The organism is Rathayibacter sp. PhB1 (genome assembly GCF_004362935.1).
GTDB lineage: Bacteria > Actinomycetota > Actinomycetes > Actinomycetales > Microbacteriaceae > Rathayibacter > Rathayibacter festucae.
The window spans coordinates 35,546-52,538 of the sequence record NZ_SNYD01000003.1 but is presented as its reverse complement, the minus strand read 5'-3'; the positions used below and the strand labels follow the sequence as shown (position 1 = coordinate 52,538).

Sequence of the window (16,993 nt, the reverse complement as noted above, 5' to 3'; positions counted from 1 at the left end):
TCATGCTCAGAGATGTCCGATCGGGCGGAACGGTTCCCTCCGTCGCGACGGCGTGTCGCGGGTCCGCTCCTCGTCGAGGTGGTGGCGGCCGGTGGGTCTCAGCCGGTGGGCGGCGCGGAGGCGGCCGGGGGTGAGGTGGCCGGGGGCGGAGTGCCGGTGCTGAGGGTGACGCCGACGACGGAGCCCTTGTCGACCGTCGTGCCGGCCGCGGGGACGGTGCCGGCGACCGCCCCCTGCGGCTGGGTCGAGTCCACCTGCGTGATCGACCCGACCGTGAAGCCGGCGTCGGTGAGCGTCCGGGTCGCGCTGTCGCTGCTGCGGCCCGCGAGATCGGGCACGACGACCTGCGGCGCCGCGATCGTCGCCGGATCGGCGGCGGCGAAGTCGGACCCGCCGTAGAGCGAGTCGATCTCGGTCATCAGCGGCTTCCAGATCCGGTGGCGCGCATCCGGTGCCCAGCCGCTCGCGAAGTCGATCGACTCCAGGTTCACCCGCGAGCCGCTGTCCTGCGCCTTGATGCTGCCCACCCAGACGGCGAGCGAGACGGAGCTCGAGGCGCCGAGCGCCCAGGTGTCGGCGGAGTTGTCCGAGGTCCCGGTCTTGGTGATGTGCTGCACGCCGTCCTTCGGGTCGGCCTGCGTGCCGGTGCCCTCCGCGGTCACCCTGAGCATCGCGTACTGCATCGCCCGGGCGACCGACGACGAGACGGCGCGCGTGCACTCGGACTCGCTCGGCGGGATCGAGACGCCGTCCGGTCCGGTGATCTCGGTGATCACGACGGGGGTGCAGCGCCTCCCGTCGTCCGCGATCGCCGCGTAGGCGACGGCCATCGTCATCGGAGCGACCTCGTTCGTGCCGATGACCGACGCGGCCGACTGGCTCAGTGCGCCGCCGTCCGCCCGGTGGATGCCGAACGACTCGGCGGTCGTTCGGATCCTGCAGAGGTCGAGCAGGTGCGACATCCCGGTGTAGCCCGTGTTCAGCGACCAGATCGTCGAGTTCAGCGCGGTCTGGGTGTCGGAGTAGCCGCCGTCGCCGGCGTTCTTCGGGTTGTAGGCGGGGTAGTCCTGCCTCCCCTCGCAGCTGTCCGTGAAGCCGGTCCAGTTCTTCCGCTTCGAGTCGAACTGCTCGAGCAGCGTGTGCCCGGACCGCAGCCACTCCGCGAGGGTGAAGACCTTGTAGCCGGAGCCGGGCTGGAAGCCGTTGCCCCCGCCCATGTCCGCGTCGACGTTGAGGTTGATCGCCGAGTACTCCGGTCCGCTCGCGATGACGTCCGGGTCCTGGCTGTAGCGCTTGTTCTGCACCATCGTCAGCACCTTCCCCGTCCCCGTCTGCACCGCGACGGCGGTCGCGCCGACGTCGAAGCGCGGGTCCGAGGCGGGGATCTGCTCGTCCATCAGCGCCTGCGCCGTCTCCTGCAGCCCGAGGTCGATCGTGGTGTAGACCTTGAGCCCGCCGCGCTTGAGCGCCGCATAGCGCTCGTCGGCGGTGTCGCCGAGGGCGGGGTCGTCGCGCAGCACGTGCGAGACGTAGTCGCAGAAGTAGGCGGCGCTGCCCGCGGTCTGGCAGCCGTTCGACGGGGGAGTGATGACCGGCTCGATCGGCGCCGCCTGCGCGCTGTCGTGGGCCGCGGCATCGATCTTCCCGTACTCGAGCATCCGGTCGAGGATGTAGTCGCGCCGGCTCGTGGTCAGCGCGTAGCCGTTCGCCTCGCCGTTGTCGGGATCGTCCGGGCGGTCGAAGCGGAACTTCTCCGGGTTGTTGACGATCGCCAGCAGTGCGGCCGACTGCCCGACCGAGAGGTCGGCGGCGTGGACGCCGTAGTAGTACTCGGCCGCGGCCTCGATGCCGTAGACGGTGCCGCCGAAGAGCGCGATGTTGAGGTAGCCGAGGAGGATCTCGTCCTTCGAGTACTCCTTCTCCACCCCGATCGCGAGCCGCATCTCCTTGAGCTTGCGCTCGGGCGTCGTTGCGGTCGCCTCCGTGTAGGCCGCGTCGCGCTCGCTCTCGTCGCTGATCGACTCGGCCTTCTGCACGAGGACGTTCTTGACGTACTGCTGGGTGATCGAGGAGCCGCCCTGCGGCGCCGTGTCGAGGAGATAGGTGCTGGCCACGGCGCGCAGGGTGCCCTGCAGGTCGATGCCGCCGTGCTCGTAGTAGCGCGGGTCCTCGCTCGAGACCAGGGCGTCGAAGACCGGCGCCGCGATCTGGTCGGCGGTGACCTCGATGCGGTTCTGGTCGTAGAAGGAGGCGAGGAGCGTCGGGTCGTCGGGGTCGCCCGCGTAGACGTCCGTCTTCTGCATCAGCTCGCCGACCTCGAGGTAGCTCGGCAGCGACTGGAACGCCGAGATCGTGCTCGAGGTGGCGGCCCCGGTGAGCGCGAAGGCCGGCGCCACCACGACGGTCGCGAGCAGCCCGGCCAGCACGCTGACGATCACGAATCCGAACAGCGCGCCGAGAGCCCCGTGGACGGTGCGACGGGGCTGGAAGACGGGGACGTTCGGACGCTTCAGGATGGATCCTCTCGGTGCACCAGCACCCTAGGCGACGTCTCCGACATCCCCGCCCAGGCGCGCCCGGACTCCTTCCGCGCGGCGCGGAACACGCCCGACCACGGGGGAGGGTCGGCCGCTGACACCGGCTCGATGGACGACCGCATGCCCGCGCCGGCCGCGAGCACGTCGTTCCCGGCGCGAGAGGTGGCAGGCGGGGTGCCCGCCGTCAGGCGCGGCTGACCGGTGCCGTCATTCGGAGGCGGTGGTGAGCAGGGTGCCGTTGACGTCGGAGATGTCGCTGGGGTTCTTCGGCGCCTTGCCGGTGCTCACCTGCAGGGGGATGACGGCTCCCCGCAGGACGGTCTCGTCCGCGCTGGGAGTCGTCGAGACGACGGACCCCTCCGGGATCCTCGCGGAGTCGACGGGCTCGGTGACGCCGACGGAGAAGCCGGCGGCGGTGAGCGTGGCGGTGGCCGCAGCGACCGTGAGCCCGGTCACGTCCGGCACCTCGGTCAGCGTCGCGGACCGCGGCGAGGACGCGAGCATCGAGGCGGGCGGGTCGATGAAGTCGTCGCCGCCGTACTTCTGATCGAGCGCCGTCATGATCGGCTTCCAGATCGCGTGGCGCGCGTCCGCGGCCCTGATCGTGCCCTTCTCGCCGGTGAGCCTGGTCGTGCGGAGGTTCTGCTTGGATCCGTCGTCGAAGCCCTTGATGCTGCCGACCCAGACGGCGAGCGACGCGGCACGGCTGGCGCCGGCGGTCCAGACGTCCGCCGCCTCGTCGGTCGTGCCCGTCTTGCCGATGTGCTCGATGCCGTCGCGCGGATCCGAGGCGGTGGCGGTACCGGAGGTGATGACCCGCTGCATCGCGTACTGCATGCCCCGCGCCACCTCGGGGGTGACGGACTGCGTGCAGGACGAGGTGGGCGGTGCGACGGCCGCACCGGTGCTGTCCGTGATCCGGTCGATGACGATCGCGGCGCAGGTCGATCCGTCGTTGGCGATGCCGGCGTAGGCGTTGGCCACGGTCAGCGGAGCGATCTCGTTCGTGCCGAGGACCGACGCGGCTCCGTTCTCCAGTTCGTTGCCGTTGGCGCGGTGGATCCCGAAGGACTCCGCCGTGGTGCGGATGTCGCAGAGGTCGAGCTGGTTGGCCATGCCCATGAAGCCGGTGTTGATCGAGTTCGCCGTGGCCTGGACGGCGGTCATCGACGAGGCGTCCTCGGAGGCGACGTCGTTCCGCGGAGCGAATCGCTCGGTGAACAGCCCGTCGTTCGCGACGTTGCACTTCTGCGGATAAGCGCGGAACCCCGAGGTCGGCGAGGGGAAGGACTCGTTCAGCGTGTGCCCCGCCTGCAGCCACTGCGCGAGGGTGAAGACCTTGTAGGTCGAACCGGTCTGCACGCCGGCGGTGCCGCCCATGGCGACGTCGACGTTGAGGTTGATCGCGCTGAAGCCGGGGTTCGCGGCGAGGAACTCCTCGTCCTGGCTGTACTTCGTGTTCTGCACCATCGACAGCACGCGGCCGGTGCCGGCCTGGATCGAGGCGGCGGTGGCACCGACCTGGAAGCGGGAGTCGTAGGACGGGATGTAGGCGTTGATCGCGGCCTGCGAGACCTGCTGGATGTCGAGGTCGAGGGTGGTGACGATGTCGAAGCCGCCCTGGCGGATCCGCTGGTAGCGCTCGTCGTCGTCGGCGCCGAACGCCTCGTCGTTGCGCAGGACGTTGAGCACGTACTCGCAGAAGTACGCCGCGTCGCCGGCGGTCGCGCAGCCGGTGGAGGGCTCCGTGATGTTCGGCGTGATCGGCTCGGCGATCGCCGCGTCGTAGACCTCCTGGCTGATCTTCGAGTACTTCAGCTCCTCGGTGAGGATGTAGTCGCGGCGCTCCTTGGTCGCGGCGTACCCGTTCGCGGCGCCGTTGGCCTCGTCCGTCGGGTCGTCGAAGCGGAACTTCGACGGGTTGTTGACGATCGCCAGCAGCGACGCGGCCTGCGAGGTCGAGAGCTGGCTGGCGGGGATGCCGTAGTAGTAGTTGGCCGCGGCCTCGATGCCGTAGACCGTGCCGCCGAAGAGCGCGATGTTGAGGTAGCCGAGCAGGATGTCGTCCTTCGACGTCTCCTTCTCGAGGCCGATCGCGAGGCGCATCTCCTTGAGCTTGCGCTCGGGCGTCGGGTCGGTCGCGAGCTTGTAGGCGGCGTCGCGCTCGGCCTCGTCCGTGATCGACTCGGCCTTCTGCACGAGCACGTTCTTGACGTACTGCTGCGTGATCGACGAGCCGCCCTGCAGGTCGTCGCCGGTCAGCGTGACCGCGAGCGCGCGGAGCGTGCCCTGCAGGTCGATGCCGCCGTGCTCGTAGAAGCGCGGGTCCTCACCGGCGACCGCCGCGTCCTTCGCGGTCTGGGCGACCTCGTCCCAGCCGACCTCGACGCGGTTCTGGTTGTAGACGGAGGCGAGGAGGGTCGTGCCGTCGCCCGCGTAGATGTTGGTCCGCTGCATCAGCTGGCCGGCGTCGAGGTAGCCGGGCAGGTTCTGGAACATGCCGATCGTGTTGCTCGTCGCGAGGCCCGTCAGCGCGAGCGCCGGAGTGACGCCGACGGTGATCAGGACGCCCGCCACGGCGCTCATCCCGATGAAGCCCAGCACTGCCCGCAACGACATCCCCAGCGGTCGAGCGGAGCTGCGGGATGCGGTGGGGAGAGCCATGGAGCGGGAGGTCCTTCCGGCGCGGTGATGCCGCGCGAATGCAGGGTGGCGGGTCGTCGCGCCGGTCGTGCGATCCCCCTCGGTCATGGTACGCGACGCGCCCGGGAGGAGGGGGTCCTCCGAGAGGACGAGATGCACCTGTGACGAGGCGTCCGCGACCCCGACGGGGACGGCCGGGCGGAGGTGGGAATCCGGCGCGCGTGACCGGCGGAAGGCGCCCCCGGGCACGCCGCTTCCGTATCGTGGAGGGTGCGTCCCCGCGAGGGGAGCGTCGGCATCACCGCACCACCAGTCGCCCCGGGGCCCCGGGGCGGTCGGCCCCGGCAGAAAGCACACACCATGGCACGCATCCACGACGACGTGACGCAGCTCGTCGGCAGGACCCCGCTCGTCCGCATCAACCGCCTCGACGGAGCGGACAGCGCCGTCGTCCTGGCCAAGCTCGAGTTCTACAACCCCGCGAACAGCGTGAAGGACCGCATCGGCGTCGCGATCGTCGACGCCGCCGAGGCGTCGGGGGAGCTGCCGCCCGGCGGCACCATCGTCGAGGGCACGAGCGGCAACACCGGCATCGCGCTGGCCATGGTCGGCGCGGCCCGCGGCTACAAGGTGATCCTGACGATGCCCGAGACGATGTCGACCGAGCGCCGGGTCCTGCTGCGCGCTTACGGCGCCGAGATCGTGCTGACCCCCGGCTCCGAGGGCATGCGCGGCGCGGTCGAGAGGGCGCAGGCCATCGTCGCCGAGACGCCCGGCGCCGTGCTCGCCCGCCAGTTCGAGAACGCCGCCAACCCCGAGGTGCACCGCCGCACGACGGCCGAGGAGGTCTGGGAGGACACCGACGGCGAGGTCGACGTCTTCGTCGCCGGCATCGGCACGGGCGGCACCATCACCGGCGTCGGCCAGGTCCTCAAGGAGCGCAAGCCCGGCGTGCAGATCATCGGCGTCGAGCCGATCGACTCGCCGCTCCTCACGCAGGGCACGGCCGGTCCGCACAAGATCCAGGGGATCGGCGCGAACTTCGTGCCCGCCAACCTCGACCGCGACGTCTACGACGAGATCATCGACGTCACCCTCGACGACTCCGTGCGCGTGGCACGCGAGATGGCCGCGCAGGAGGGCATCCTCGGCGGCATCTCCTCGGGCTCGATCATGTGGGCGGCGCTCGAGGTCGCGAAGCGCCCCGAGAACGCGGGGAAGACCATCGTCGCGATCGTCTGCGACTTCGGCGAGCGGTACATCTCGACCGTCCTCTACGAGGACCTCCGCAGCTGAGCGCCGCCGGACCCCACCGCGGGGCGGCCGGACGCCTCACGGCCTTCGCGCGCCTCCGCGAGGACGTGGCGGCCGCGCGCCTGCGCGACCCCGCGGCCCGCAGCGCGGCGGAGGTGGTGCTCGCCTACCCCGGGCTGCACGCGGTCTGGGTGCACCGCCTCGCGCACCGGTGGTGGCGGCGCGGTGCGCGCCTGCCTGCGCGGCTCCTCGCGCAGGCGGCCCGCGCGGCGACCGGAGTGGAGATCCACCCCGGCGCGACGATCGGCCGCCGGCTCTTCATCGACCACGGCATGGGCGTGGTGATCGGCGAGACGGCGCGGATCGGCGACGACTGCATGCTCTACCACTCGGTCACGCTCGGCGGGAAGTCGGCGAAGCGCGAGCGGCGCCACCCGACGCTCGGCGACCGCGTGGTCGTCGGCGCGGGGGCCGTGATCCTCGGGCCGATCGTGCTCGGCTCGGACGTGAGCGTCGGCGCGAACGCGGTCGTGGTGAAGGACGCCCCGGACGGAGCCGTGCTGGTCGGCATCCCCGCCCGCGACCTGCGCGCGCTGGGCCGCGCCGAGGACGCGCTGGCGGATCCGGCCTTCTGGATCGACCCCGCGATGTACATCTAGCGGCGGGGCGCGGCGCCGTCAGTCGTCGTCGGGGCGCGAGATGTCGCGCTTCGCGCTCTTGATCACCGCGAACGCGTCCAGGGCGTGCACCCGCGTCTCCTTGAGGTCGAGGATCGGCGCGGGATAGCCGTCCGCCTCCGGCGTCAGCGTGTCGCCGAGCGTCCACGGCTCGTGGATCACGGTGCGGTCGAGCTCGGCGAGCTCCGGGACGTACTCGCGCAGGTAGCCGCCCTCGGGGTCGAACTTCTTCGACTGCGTCACCGGGTTGAAGACGCGGAAGAACGGCGACGCGTCGGCGCCCGACCCCGCGACCCACTGCCAGTTGGCGGCGTTGCTCGCCGGATCCGCGTCCACGAGCGTGTCCCAGAACCAGTCCTCGCCCACCCGCCAGTCGACCAGCAGGTTCTTGATCAGGAACGAGGCGGTGACCATCCGGACCCGGTTGTGCATGTAGCCGGTCTTCCACAGCTCGCGCATCCCCGCGTCGACGAGCGGGAAGCCGGTGCGGCCCTGGTGCCAGGCGTCGATCCTGTCCTCGCCGGGGTGGCCCCAGGGGAAGGAGTCGAAGCGGGAGTCGAAGTTGGCGGTCGCGAGGTCGGGCCAGTGGAAGAGCAGGTGGTAGCAGAACTCGCGCCAGAGCACCTCGGCGAGAAAGCGGTCGCTGCCCTCACCGCGGTGCTGCCCCTTCGCGTGCGCCTCCTCGAGCGCGTGCCAGACCTGGAACGGGCTGATCTCGCCCCAGCGCAGGTGCGGCGACAGGTTCGAGGTGGCGTCGCGCGCCGGCAGGTTCCGGTCGTCGGCGTAGTCGTCGAGCTGCTCGGCGAGGAACGCGCGCAGCCGCTTCGCCGCCGCCTTCTCGCCCGGCACCCAGCGCTCGCGGAGCCCGCCGGCCCAGTCGGGGCTGGTCGGCAGCAGCTGCCAGTCGTCGAGGTCGTCGGAGGCCGCCTCCGAGGCGATCCCGTCGATCTCGCGCGGTCGCGGCAGCGGTGCGCGCGGAGTGTCCCGGTTGCGGCAGGCGCGCGCGAACGGGGTGTAGACGGAGTAGGGGGTGCCGCCGCCGGTCTGCACGGTCCACGGCTCGAAGAGCAGCGAGCCCTGGTGGCTCTCCGCCTCGACGTCCCGGTCGCGCAGCGCCTCCTTGATCGCGGCGTCGACGGTCCGCTCCGCCTTGCCGTAGCGGCGGTTCCAGTGCACCGCGCCGGCGTCGATCTCCTCGGCCAGCTGCAGCACGACGGCCTCGGCCGGCCCGCGGCGCAGGATCAGGGACGCTCCCGCCTCCTCGAGGTCGCCCGCGAGCGCGAGCAGGCTGCCGTGCAGCCACCAGCGCGCCGCGCCGCCGAGCGGGCGGATGCCGTCGGACTCCTCGTCGAGCACGTAGCAGACGGCGACGGGGCCGCCGCGGTCGATCGCGGCCCGGAGTGCCGGATTGTCGGCGAGACGCAGGTCGTCGCGGAGCCAGACGAGGGTGGGGGAGGAGCTGCTCATGGTGCCTCCATGATCCGCGAGTCCGGCGCCCGCGCGAAGTGCTGGCCGCGTGGCGGCGGGGCGTGCTAGCGGAGAACGGGAGCTCTCAGGCCGAGGCGACGCGCTCGCGCAGCTTGTCGCAGAGGGCGGTCAGCTGGTCCAGCTCGTCGTCGTCGAGCGCCGCTCCGACGTGGTCCGAGATCGTCTGCATGTGCGTCATCGCCACCCGTCGGAAGAGCGCGTAGCCCTCGTCGGTGATCTGGATGACCGTGCCGCGGGCGTCGGTCGGGTCCTCGCTCTTGGTCACGCAGCCGCGCGCGACCAGGCGGTCGATCAGGCGGCTGACGCTCGGCTGCGTCAGGAGGACGTGCTTGTTCAGATCCCGGAGCCGGGCCCGGCGCTCGGGCTGCAGCGTGAGGTTGAAGAGGACGTCGTACTCGTTGAGCGAGATCTCCTTCGACGGGAAGTCGGTGCTCAGCGCCCGCATCACGTGCACCTGCGCTCGGAACAGCGACTCCCACGCGGCGACCGCACGTCTCGAGCTCACGCATCCTCCTTGTGTTCCGTTCAGGATACGGCGTCTCGACGGTCGTCCGGCGCCCGGGGCGCGGGGGCGTCCGGCGGCTGTCGCGCGGGGGCGGTGCTCAGTCCGGGAACGACAGAAGGCCGGCCGCTGAGGCGAGCGGCCGGCCTTCATTCCCTTGCACCAAGAGTGTCCTGCAATCACTTCTCGCGCTTCCCGCCACAGCAAACGGTCGACGCACTTGAACTATATAACGGATCGATAACGCCGCAAGGGCCGATTTCCTGACGTTTCCCTGTGACCCCTTCGCGCCGCCGTCCCGACGCCGCCGCAGCACCGGACCGGGTCTCGATACGCCGCGTCCCGCGGCTACTCGACCAGCATGAATGCCGGCACGTCTCTGTTCGCCCAGCGGGCGTCCGCTGGCGCGCGGAGCGCCGCCGCCTGCATGCTGATCGAGTAGCCCGTTCGGCTGCATGAGCTGGCGTCGCGCCGAGTGCTGCCGCTCCCCCTGCATGTTGATCGAGTAGCCCGCTCCGCGGGCGTATCGAGATCCACCCTCCGCACGGGGGTGGGTCTCGATACGCCGCGTGCCGCGGCTACTCGACCAGCATGTGGTGCCGCCGACCCCTCGTCCGACTCGGGCCGAACGACCAGCCGCCCTCTACGAGGCGTTCGGTGAGAAACGCGTGCCAGCGTTTCTCACGAGCCGTGGGTAGGACGCTCTATGAGACGCGACCACCCGCGGAGCCGACCGCGGCGGAGCGAGCGCTCGCGCTCGCGCAGCACTTCAAAACAGGTCGGGGCTGGGGGTGGAGGCGTAGCGGATGGCGACGTCCGCGTGGCGGTCGAAGCGGTAGCCGACGCCGCGGACGGTGCGGACGATGTCCTCGTAGCGGCCGAGCTTGGCGCGGAGGCGGCGGACGTGCACGTCGATGGTGCGCTCGTTCGGGGCGTCGTCGTCGGCGGCTCCCCAGAGCGAGGAGATCAGCTCGGCGCGCTCGATGGTGCGGCCCTCGCGGAGGACGAGGTACTGCAGCAGCTCGAACTCCTTGTAGGTGAGGGCGGTGGTCTCGTCGTCGAGGATGACGCGCTTGCGCGAGATGTCGATGACGACGCCGCCGGGGGCGCGGTCGAGGTCGGGCTCGGTCTCGGAGCGGCGGCGGGCGACGGCGGCCGGGTCCTGGAGGGCGAGGCGGACGACGTCGACGTCGCGGCCGCCGGCGCCCTGCGGGGCGAGGGCGACGGAGGCGTAGGTCTCGGCGTCGGGAGCGAACTCGGCGGTGACGCGCTTGAGCTCCTCGACCAGGCGGCCGAGGTCGATGCCGGCGGCGCGGGCCTTGGCCTCGTCGATGCCGACGTAGAGGGCGAAGCCGCGGGCCTCGGTGCCCTGCGGCACGGCGCGGAGACGGGGAGCGGTGGCCGCCGCCTCGGGGGCGGCCTGCAGGCGGGGGGCGGCGGCGGGAGTGGAGACGGGACGGGCGTGGAGGAGGGACATGACGAATCCTTGGGCTGGTCGGATCCGAGACGAGTGTCCGGGGAGCGGATCCGGGTGTGCGCGCGAGAGCCGGTGCACGAGGTGCGGGCCGGCAGGGGCGGATGCGGGGCATCCAGGGGTTCACCGCGCCTGCGACGCCCGGCCGATCAGAGGATCGGCTCGATCAGTGCGATCGGGGGCGGAGGCTGTGCGGAGAACCGGCGAGGGTGATTCCTCAGGCGCACATTCGACAGCGCAGGACGAGGCCGCCGGCCATCATCATGCCGGCATCCCCGATGGCCTCAAGGGAGGTCAGGGCGTGCGCGTTGTCAGTCATGTCCGAAAGTAAAGCGGATGGTGCCGGACCCCGTCAACAGATCCGCGCACACTGGCGCGCTCCGGGCGCCGCGGCGGGCGCCCGGAGCGGCTCAGCCGGCGAGCCCGTAGAGGCGGTCGCCCGCGTCGCCGAGCCCGGGGACGATGTAGCCGAGCTCGTTGAGCTTCTCGTCGAGCGAGCCGAGGACGATGGTCACGTCCTTGCCGACGAACGCCTTCTCCACGGCCGCGAGGCCCTCGGGGGCGGCGAGCAGGCAGACGGCGGTGACGTCCTCGGCGCCGCGGTCGAAGAGGAACTGGATGGCGGCGATCAGCGAGCCGCCGGTGGCGAGCATCGGGTCGAGCACGAAGCACTGGCGATTGGACAGGTCGTCGGGCAGGCGCTCGGCGTAGGTGGTCGGCTCGAGGGTCTCCTCGTTGCGCGCCATGCCCAGGAAGCCCACCTCGGCGGTCGGGATGAGCTTGACCATGCCCTCCAGCATCCCGAGGCCCGCGCGCAGGATCGGCACGACCAACGGCTGCGGGTCGCTCAGCGCGAGGCCGGTGGTCGTGGTGACCGGCGTCTCGATGGTGACGGTGCGGGTGCGGACGCCACGGGTCGCCTCGTAGGCGAGCAGGGTCATCAGCTCCTCGGCGAGCTGCCGGAAGGTGGGGGAGGGGGTGCGCTTGTCGCGCAGCACGGTGAGCTTGTGCGTGATCAGCGGGTGGTCGGCTACGTGGACGCGCATAAGCTCAATCTACTTGCCGGTCGGAGCCGGCCGGAGCCGGACGAGGGGGCGCGATGCGCGAGAGCGACCTCCCCCTCCCTCCCGAGGCGGACGCCTGGATGCGGCTCGCGCTCGACGAGGCCCGCCGGGCCGCCGGATGGGGCGACGTGCCGGTCGGCGCGGTGGTCGTCGACTGCGACGGCGCGGTGATCGGGCGCGGCCGCAACGAGCGCGAGCTGCGCACGGACCCGACGGCGCACGCCGAGGTGGTCGCGCTGCGGGAGGCCGCTGCCGCCCGCGGAGACTGGCAGCTCGCGGGCTGCACCCTCGTGGTCACCCTCGAGCCGTGCGCGATGTGCGCCGGGGCGATCCTCGCCGCCCGGCTCGAGCGCGTCGTCTTCGGGGCGTGGGACGAGAAGGCGGGCGCGGCCGGCTCGGTGCACGACCTGCTCCGGGACCGCCGGCTGCACCACGTGGTCGAGGTGTACCCGGGGCTGCGGGCCGACGAGGGTGCGCGGCTGCTGCTGGACTTCTTCGCGGCGAAGCGCTGAGCGGCCCGGAGCGCGAGACTCCGGAGCACGCGACTCAGCCCTGCGCGCCGACCCATTCGCCGAGCGCCGCCTCCGTCGCCGTCCGCATCCGCTCGAAGCGGCCCTCGCGCACGTCGTCCTCGAGCTGCTCGTGCCCGTAGCCCGCTCCCGCGGCGTACTCGGCGTCGCCCTCGAGCCAGCGCGCGGCCAGCTCGCCGGTGAGCTCCGGGTGGAACTGCACGCCGAGCAGCCAGTCGTCGATCGCGAACGCCTCGACGGCGTAGGAGGGCGAGGAGGCGAGCAGGGTCGTCCCCGCGGGCAGGTCGAAGGTGTCGCTGTGCCACTGCATCACCGGGACCTCGGCGAGGTGGCGCAGCGGCGAGCGGAGTCCCGCCTCGGTCGCAACGATGCCGCGGAAGCCGACCTCGCGGGTCGGGCCTGGCCGGACCTCCTCGCCGAGCGCGGCGGCGATCAGCTGCGCGCCGAAGCAGACGCCGAGGGTGGGCCGGCGGTGGTGCAGCCGGTCCTGCAGCAGGGCGATCTCGGGCGAGATGAAGGGGTGCCGGGCGGTCTCGTAGACGCCGGCGCTCGAGCCGAGGGTGACGACGAGGTCGGGCGCGAGGATGTCGACGGAGTCGAGGTCGGTGCCGGCGACCGCGTCGACCGCGAAGCCCCGGTCGCGCAGCATCGGCTCGAGGGCGCCGAGTCCGGCGCCGCGCTCGTTGACGATCGCGAGGACTCGGCGCATCAGCCGGCGCTCCCGGCGGCGGCGGTCGGCTCCGTCGAGGGCGGCTGCGCCCCGCGGTCGACGTCGGGTTCGAGATAGATGACGCGGGCGGCCGGGACCGCGTCGCGGATGCGCTTCTCCGTCGCGTCGATCCCCGCGGCCAGCTCGGCCATCGTCTCGGCGGCGGGGAAGGCGAGCTTGGCGGCGACGAGGATCTCGTCCGGGCCGAGGTAGAGGGTCTTCATGTGGATGACGCGCTCGACGTCCGGACCGGCCTCGATGGCCGTGCGGATGGCCGCGGCGTCGGCCGGGGTCGCGCCCTCGCCGACCAGCAGGCTCTTGGTCTCGACGCCGAGGACGATCGCGACGACGACCAGCAGGGTGCCGATCATGATCGTGCCGATCGCGTCGAAGACCGTGTTCCCGGTGATCACCGAGAGGCCGACGCCGAGCAGCGCGAAGACGAGACCGGTGAGCGCGGCGACGTCCTCGAGCAGCACGACCGGCAGCTCCGGCGCCTTCGCCCGGCGGATGAACTGCAGCCAGGACTGCTGCCCGCGGACCTTGTTCGACTCCTTGACCCCGGTGCGCAGCGAGTAGCCCTCGAGGCAGATCGAGACGAGGAGGACCAGGATCGGCAGCCAGGCGTTCTCGAGCTCGTGCGGCTCGGCGATCTTCTCGACGCCCTCGTAGATCGAGAAGACGCCGCCGACGGAGAAGAGGATGATCGCGACGACGAAGGCGTAGACGTAGCGCTCGCGGCCGTAGCCGAACGGGTGCTCCTCGTCGGCGGCCTTCCGCGACTTGCGGCCGCCGAGCAGCAGCAGCAGCTGGTTGCCGGAGTCGGCGAGCGAGTGCACGCCCTCGGCCAGCATCGAGGCCGAGCCCGAGAAGAACCAGGCGACGAGCTTGGTCAGCGCGATGCCGAGGTTCGCGGCCAGCGCCGCGATGATGGCGGAACCGCCTCCGGATGCGCTCACGGGGTCTCCTCGGGGTGACTCGTCGGGGTGCTGGTGCTCGGGGGTGGTCGGCCCATCCTAGGAGGCGGGCGCCGGGCAGCAGGCTCCCGCCGTCGACCGAGTCGTGGCCCTTGCGCGGAGATCGCCTTCGTACGATGGGCGGATGACCGACGCACCCGTGCAGCTCCCGTCCATCGCCGTCCTCGGGCTCGGCTCGATGGGGGGCGCGATCCTCAGCGGACTGCTCGCCCCCGGCGTGGAGGTGCAGGGCGGTGTCCGCGTGACCAACCGCGACGCGGAGAAGGCGGCGCGCTGGAGCGGCCACCCGGTGGTGACCGCGTTCGCGACCGCCGACGATCCGGAGGCGAACCGCCGCGCGGTCGAGGGCGCCGCCGTGGTGCTGGTGGCCGTGAAGCCGCACATGGTGCCCGCGCTGCTCGACGAGATCGCCGACGCGCTCGCCCCCGGGACGATCGTGGTCAGCGTCGCGGCGGGAGTGACGGTCGCGACGTTCGAGGCGCACCTGCCCGCCTCGGTCGCTGTGCTCCGCTCGATGCCGAACACCCCGGCCGTCGTGGGCCGCGCGGTCACCGGCCTGAGCGCCGGCACCCGCTCGAGCGCGGACGACCTGGCGCTGGTCCGCCGGCTGTTCGAGACCGTCGGCGAGGTGGTGGAGGTGCCGGAGTCGCAGCTCGACGCGCTCTCGACGATCTCGGGATCGGGGCCGGCCTACGTCTTCCTCCTGGTCGAGGAGCTGACCGCCGCGGCGCTCGCCAAGGGCTTCACGCCCGAGCAGGCCGCGACCATGGTGACCGGCACCTTCCGCGGCGCCGCCGAGCTGCTCGTGCACTCCGGCGAGGAGCCGGCCGAGCTGCGCCGCCGGGTCACCAGCCCGAACGGCACGACCGAGCGCGCGATCGCCGTGCTGCAGGAGGCGGACCTCGCCGCCCTCTTCACCCGCGCAACCGACGCGGCCCTGGCCCGCGCCCGCGAGCTCGCCGCCTCCTGACCCCCGCCGCCCCTCCCCCCGCGAGATGCCACTTGGGTACGCGACACGCCGTGCGAGGCGTACCGAAGTGGCATCTCGCGGAAGGGGGCAGGGGGGTCAGGAGCCGAGGGCCGCGAAGCGCTCGATGTCGGTGGGGGTGCCGCTGACGACGATGAGGTCGTGGTTCGAGACGACGGTCTGCTCGGTCGCGTAGGTGAAGGGCTTGCCCGGGCTCTTCACGCCGACGACGGTGACGCGGTGCTTCCGGCGCACGCCCGACTCGGTGAGGGTGAGGCCGCGGATCGGCTTCGGCGGGTACATCTTGGCGAGCACGAAGTCGTCGTCGAACTCGATGAAGTCGAGCATCCGGCCCGAGACCAGGTGCGCGACGCGCTCGCCCGCCTCGGCCTCCGGGTAGATCACGTGGTTCGCGCCGATCCGCTCGAGGATCTTGCCGTGCGAGCGCGAGATCGCCTTAGCCCAGATCTGCGGGATCTTGAGGTCGACGAGGTTCGCGGTGATCAGCACCGACGCCTCGATCGAGGAGCCGACGGCGACGACGGCGACCTGGAAGTCCTGCGCGCCGATCTGGGCGAGCGCGTCGAGCGAGCGGGCGTCGGCCTGGACCGCGTGGGTGACCCGCTCCGACCACTTCTGCACGAGCCCGGCGTCCGCGTCGATCGCGAGCACCTCGCGGTCGAGCCGGTCGAGCTGGCCGGCCGTCGCGGCGCCGAAGCGACCGAGGCCGATCACCAGCACCGGGGCGTCGTACCTGATGCGGTCAACCAACGATGGGCCTCTCTTCCGGTCGTCTGAACAACTGCCTGCGCTGGCTCGCGGCGAGCGCGGCAGCGAGAGTCACGGTACCAACGCGGCCCATGAACATCGTCAGCGCCAGCACGTAGACGCCGGAGGTCGGCAGCTCGGCGGTGAGCCCGGTCGACAGGCCGGAGGTCGCGAACGCCGAGATCACGTCGAAGAGGACGTGGTCGAGCGGCGCCTTGGTGATGTGCAGGATCAGGACCGACGAGACGGCGACGGTGGTGGCTCCCCAGAGCACGACGGAGACCGCGAGGCGCAGCACGTCGTTGGGGATCCGGCGGCCGAACGCCTCCATGTCGTTGTTGCCGCGCGCCTCGGCGAACGCCGCGAGGAAGAGGATCGCGAGCGTCGTCACCTTGATGCCGCCCGCCGTCGAGGCCGAGCCGCCGCCGATGAACATCAGCATGTCGGTGACGAGCAGGCTGGAGCCGTTGAGGTCCGGGATCGAGATGGTCGAGAAGCCGCCCGAGCGCGTCATCGTCGATAGGAAGAAGGACTGGAAGACGGTGTCGCCGGCGTCGAGGGTGCCGAAGGTCGTCGGATTGTCGAACTCGAGCACGATGTAGAGCACGGCTCCCGCGACGAGCAGGATCAGCGAGGTGACCAGCGTGAGCTTCACGTGCACCGACCACTTGCGCGGGCGCCGCCAGCCGCGGGAGAAGGCGTAGATCACCGGGAAGCCGATCGAGCCGAGGAAGACGCCGATCATCAGGATCCCGAGGAACCAGTAGTCGTCCTCGAACGGCGTCAGGCCGGCGGCGTTCGGGGCGAAGCCGGTGTTCGTGAACGCCATCGCGGAGTAGTAGAAGGAGTGCCAGATCGCCTCGCCGATCGGGATGCCGTCGATCAGCATCCGCGGGAAGAGGAGGAGGGCGACCACGATCTCGATCACCGCGGCGCTGATGGCGACCGTCGCGAGCAGACCGCCGATCTCGCCGAGCCGCACGGCCTGGCCCTCGGCGACGGGACCGGAGTGGATGCGGAGCGGGTTCGAGTCGCTCGCGGCCATCAGCTTCGCGCGGAGCCCGAGGCGGCGCGAGATCGCCAGGCCCATGATCGACGCGAGCGTCAGCACGCCGAGGGCGCCGATGTTCACGCCGATGAAGACGATCGAGTGCCCGAACGCGGACCAGTGCGTGGCCATGTCGACCGTGGCGAGGCCGGTGACGCAGATCACCGACATCGCGGTGAAGAAGGCGTCGTGCAGCGGGGTGACGGTGCCGGTCGTGCTCGACACCGGCAGCGAGAAGAGCAGGGTGAAGACGAGGATCAGGCCCGAGAAGATCATGATCGCGAAGCGCGACGGCGAGCGGCCGGCGAAGTCGTCGACGAGGTCGCGGGCCCGGGCGAAACTCGACCACGGCGAG

The 16,993-nt window shown here is 71.6% G+C and carries 14 protein-coding genes; 4 read left to right on the top strand and 10 right to left on the bottom strand.

Annotated features, from left to right (window positions below; genetic code table 11):
* Window positions 1-98: 98 nt before the first annotated feature.
* Window positions 99-2,438: a transglycosylase domain-containing protein gene (locus EDF17_RS08135; RefSeq protein WP_123446631.1), complete on the bottom strand. Its 2,340-nt coding sequence runs from the start codon at window positions 2,436-2,438 to the stop codon at window positions 99-101.
* A 306-nt stretch (window positions 2,439-2,744) separates the two neighbouring features.
* Window positions 2,745-5,201 carry a transglycosylase domain-containing protein gene (locus EDF17_RS08130; RefSeq protein ID WP_164874537.1) on the bottom strand — a complete coding sequence of 819 codons (2,457 nt, stop codon included), beginning with the start codon at window positions 5,199-5,201 and terminating at the stop codon, window positions 2,745-2,747.
* Between the two features lie 339 nt (window positions 5,202-5,540).
* On the opposite strand from EDF17_RS08130, the gene cysK reads away from it, so the two are divergent.
* Window positions 5,541-6,476, top strand: a complete 936-nt coding sequence (gene cysK / locus EDF17_RS08125; protein WP_123446628.1) for a cysteine synthase A — start codon at window positions 5,541-5,543, stop codon at window positions 6,474-6,476.
* A 65-nt stretch (window positions 6,477-6,541) separates the two neighbouring features.
* Complete coding sequence (epsC, locus tag EDF17_RS08120) at window positions 6,542-7,093, top strand: serine O-acetyltransferase EpsC (RefSeq protein WP_243732832.1); 552 nt, start codon at window positions 6,542-6,544, stop codon at window positions 7,091-7,093.
* An 18-nt stretch (window positions 7,094-7,111) separates the two neighbouring features.
* On the opposite strand, the gene EDF17_RS08115 is transcribed toward epsC, so the two are convergent.
* The 4 genes from EDF17_RS08115 to upp form a co-directional block, all read right to left on the bottom strand.
* Window positions 7,112-8,578 (bottom strand): deoxyribodipyrimidine photo-lyase, encoded by a 1,467-nt coding sequence (locus tag EDF17_RS08115; protein ID WP_123446627.1) that lies wholly within the window; start codon window positions 8,576-8,578, stop codon window positions 7,112-7,114.
* Window positions 8,579-8,663: 85 nt separating this feature from the next.
* The gene (locus tag EDF17_RS20250; RefSeq protein ID WP_123736825.1) at window positions 8,664-9,044 is read right to left on the bottom strand and encodes a MarR family winged helix-turn-helix transcriptional regulator; all 381 of its coding nucleotides are present in this window, start codon (window positions 9,042-9,044) and stop codon (window positions 8,664-8,666) included.
* An 826-nt stretch (window positions 9,045-9,870) separates the two neighbouring features.
* Window positions 9,871-10,578, bottom strand: coding sequence for a winged helix-turn-helix domain-containing protein (locus EDF17_RS08105; protein ID WP_123446625.1), 708 nt, complete (start codon window positions 10,576-10,578; stop codon window positions 9,871-9,873).
* A gap of 407 nt (window positions 10,579-10,985) precedes the next feature.
* Window positions 10,986-11,621 (bottom strand): uracil phosphoribosyltransferase, encoded by a 636-nt coding sequence (gene upp, locus EDF17_RS08100; RefSeq protein ID WP_123446624.1) that lies wholly within the window; start codon window positions 11,619-11,621, stop codon window positions 10,986-10,988.
* A 53-nt stretch (window positions 11,622-11,674) separates the two neighbouring features.
* Here upp and EDF17_RS08095 point away from each other — a divergent pair, with 53 nt between their 5' ends.
* Window positions 11,675-12,151 carry a nucleoside deaminase gene (locus EDF17_RS08095; protein WP_243732831.1) on the top strand — a complete coding sequence of 159 codons (477 nt, stop codon included), beginning with the start codon at window positions 11,675-11,677 and terminating at the stop codon, window positions 12,149-12,151.
* A 34-nt stretch (window positions 12,152-12,185) separates the two neighbouring features.
* On the opposite strand, the gene EDF17_RS08090 is transcribed toward EDF17_RS08095, so the two are convergent.
* Both EDF17_RS08090 and EDF17_RS08085 read right to left on the bottom strand, forming a co-directional pair.
* Window positions 12,186-12,878 carry a gamma-glutamyl-gamma-aminobutyrate hydrolase family protein gene (locus tag EDF17_RS08090; protein WP_123446623.1) on the bottom strand — a complete coding sequence of 231 codons (693 nt, stop codon included), beginning with the start codon at window positions 12,876-12,878 and terminating at the stop codon, window positions 12,186-12,188.
* Window positions 12,878-13,837, bottom strand: a complete 960-nt coding sequence (locus tag EDF17_RS08085; RefSeq protein WP_123446622.1) for a cation diffusion facilitator family transporter — start codon at window positions 13,835-13,837, stop codon at window positions 12,878-12,880. The genes EDF17_RS08090 and EDF17_RS08085 overlap by 1 nt, the downstream gene beginning before the upstream one ends.
* Before the next feature lie 142 nt (window positions 13,838-13,979).
* On the opposite strand from EDF17_RS08085, the gene proC reads away from it, so the two are divergent.
* Entirely contained in the window at window positions 13,980-14,825 is an 846-nt protein-coding gene (gene proC, locus EDF17_RS08080; protein ID WP_123446621.1) for a pyrroline-5-carboxylate reductase, read from the top strand.
* Window positions 14,826-14,921: 96 nt separating this feature from the next.
* Here the strand turns inward: proC and EDF17_RS08075 are convergent, their stop codons facing one another.
* Entirely contained in the window at window positions 14,922-15,593 is a 672-nt protein-coding gene (locus tag EDF17_RS08075; protein WP_123446620.1) for a TrkA family potassium uptake protein, read from the bottom strand.
* On the bottom strand, window positions 15,586-16,917 hold the full coding sequence (locus tag EDF17_RS08070) for a potassium transporter TrkG (RefSeq protein ID WP_243587915.1): 1,332 nt from the start codon (window positions 16,915-16,917) through the stop codon (window positions 15,586-15,588). The genes EDF17_RS08075 and EDF17_RS08070 overlap by 8 nt, the downstream gene beginning before the upstream one ends.
* Window positions 16,918-16,993 lie beyond the last annotated feature (76 nt).

Bases quoted from the DNA above. Each gene is read 5' to 3' on its own strand.
- EDF17_RS08130 (WP_164874537.1), bottom strand. From the start codon at position 5,201: ATGGCTCTCCCCACCGCATCCCGCAGCTCCGCTCGACCGCTGGGGATG.
- cysK (WP_123446628.1), top strand. From the start codon at position 5,541: ATGGCACGCATCCACGACGACGTGACGCAGCTCGTCGGCAGGACCCCG.
- EDF17_RS08115 (WP_123446627.1), bottom strand. From the start codon at position 8,578: ATGAGCAGCTCCTCCCCCACCCTCGTCTGGCTCCGCGACGACCTGCGT.
- EDF17_RS20250 (WP_123736825.1), bottom strand. From the start codon at position 9,044: ATGCGGGCGCTGAGCACCGACTTCCCGTCGAAGGAGATCTCGCTCAAC.
- EDF17_RS08105 (WP_123446625.1), bottom strand. From the start codon at position 10,578: ATGTCCCTCCTCCACGCCCGTCCCGTCTCCACTCCCGCCGCCGCCCCC.
- upp (WP_123446624.1), bottom strand. From the start codon at position 11,621: ATGCGCGTCCACGTAGCCGACCACCCGCTGATCACGCACAAGCTCACC.
- EDF17_RS08095 (WP_243732831.1), top strand. From the start codon at position 11,675: ATGCGCGAGAGCGACCTCCCCCTCCCTCCCGAGGCGGACGCCTGGATG.
- EDF17_RS08090 (WP_123446623.1), bottom strand. From the start codon at position 12,878: ATGCGCCGAGTCCTCGCGATCGTCAACGAGCGCGGCGCCGGACTCGGC.
- proC (WP_123446621.1), top strand. From the start codon at position 13,980: ATGACCGACGCACCCGTGCAGCTCCCGTCCATCGCCGTCCTCGGGCTC.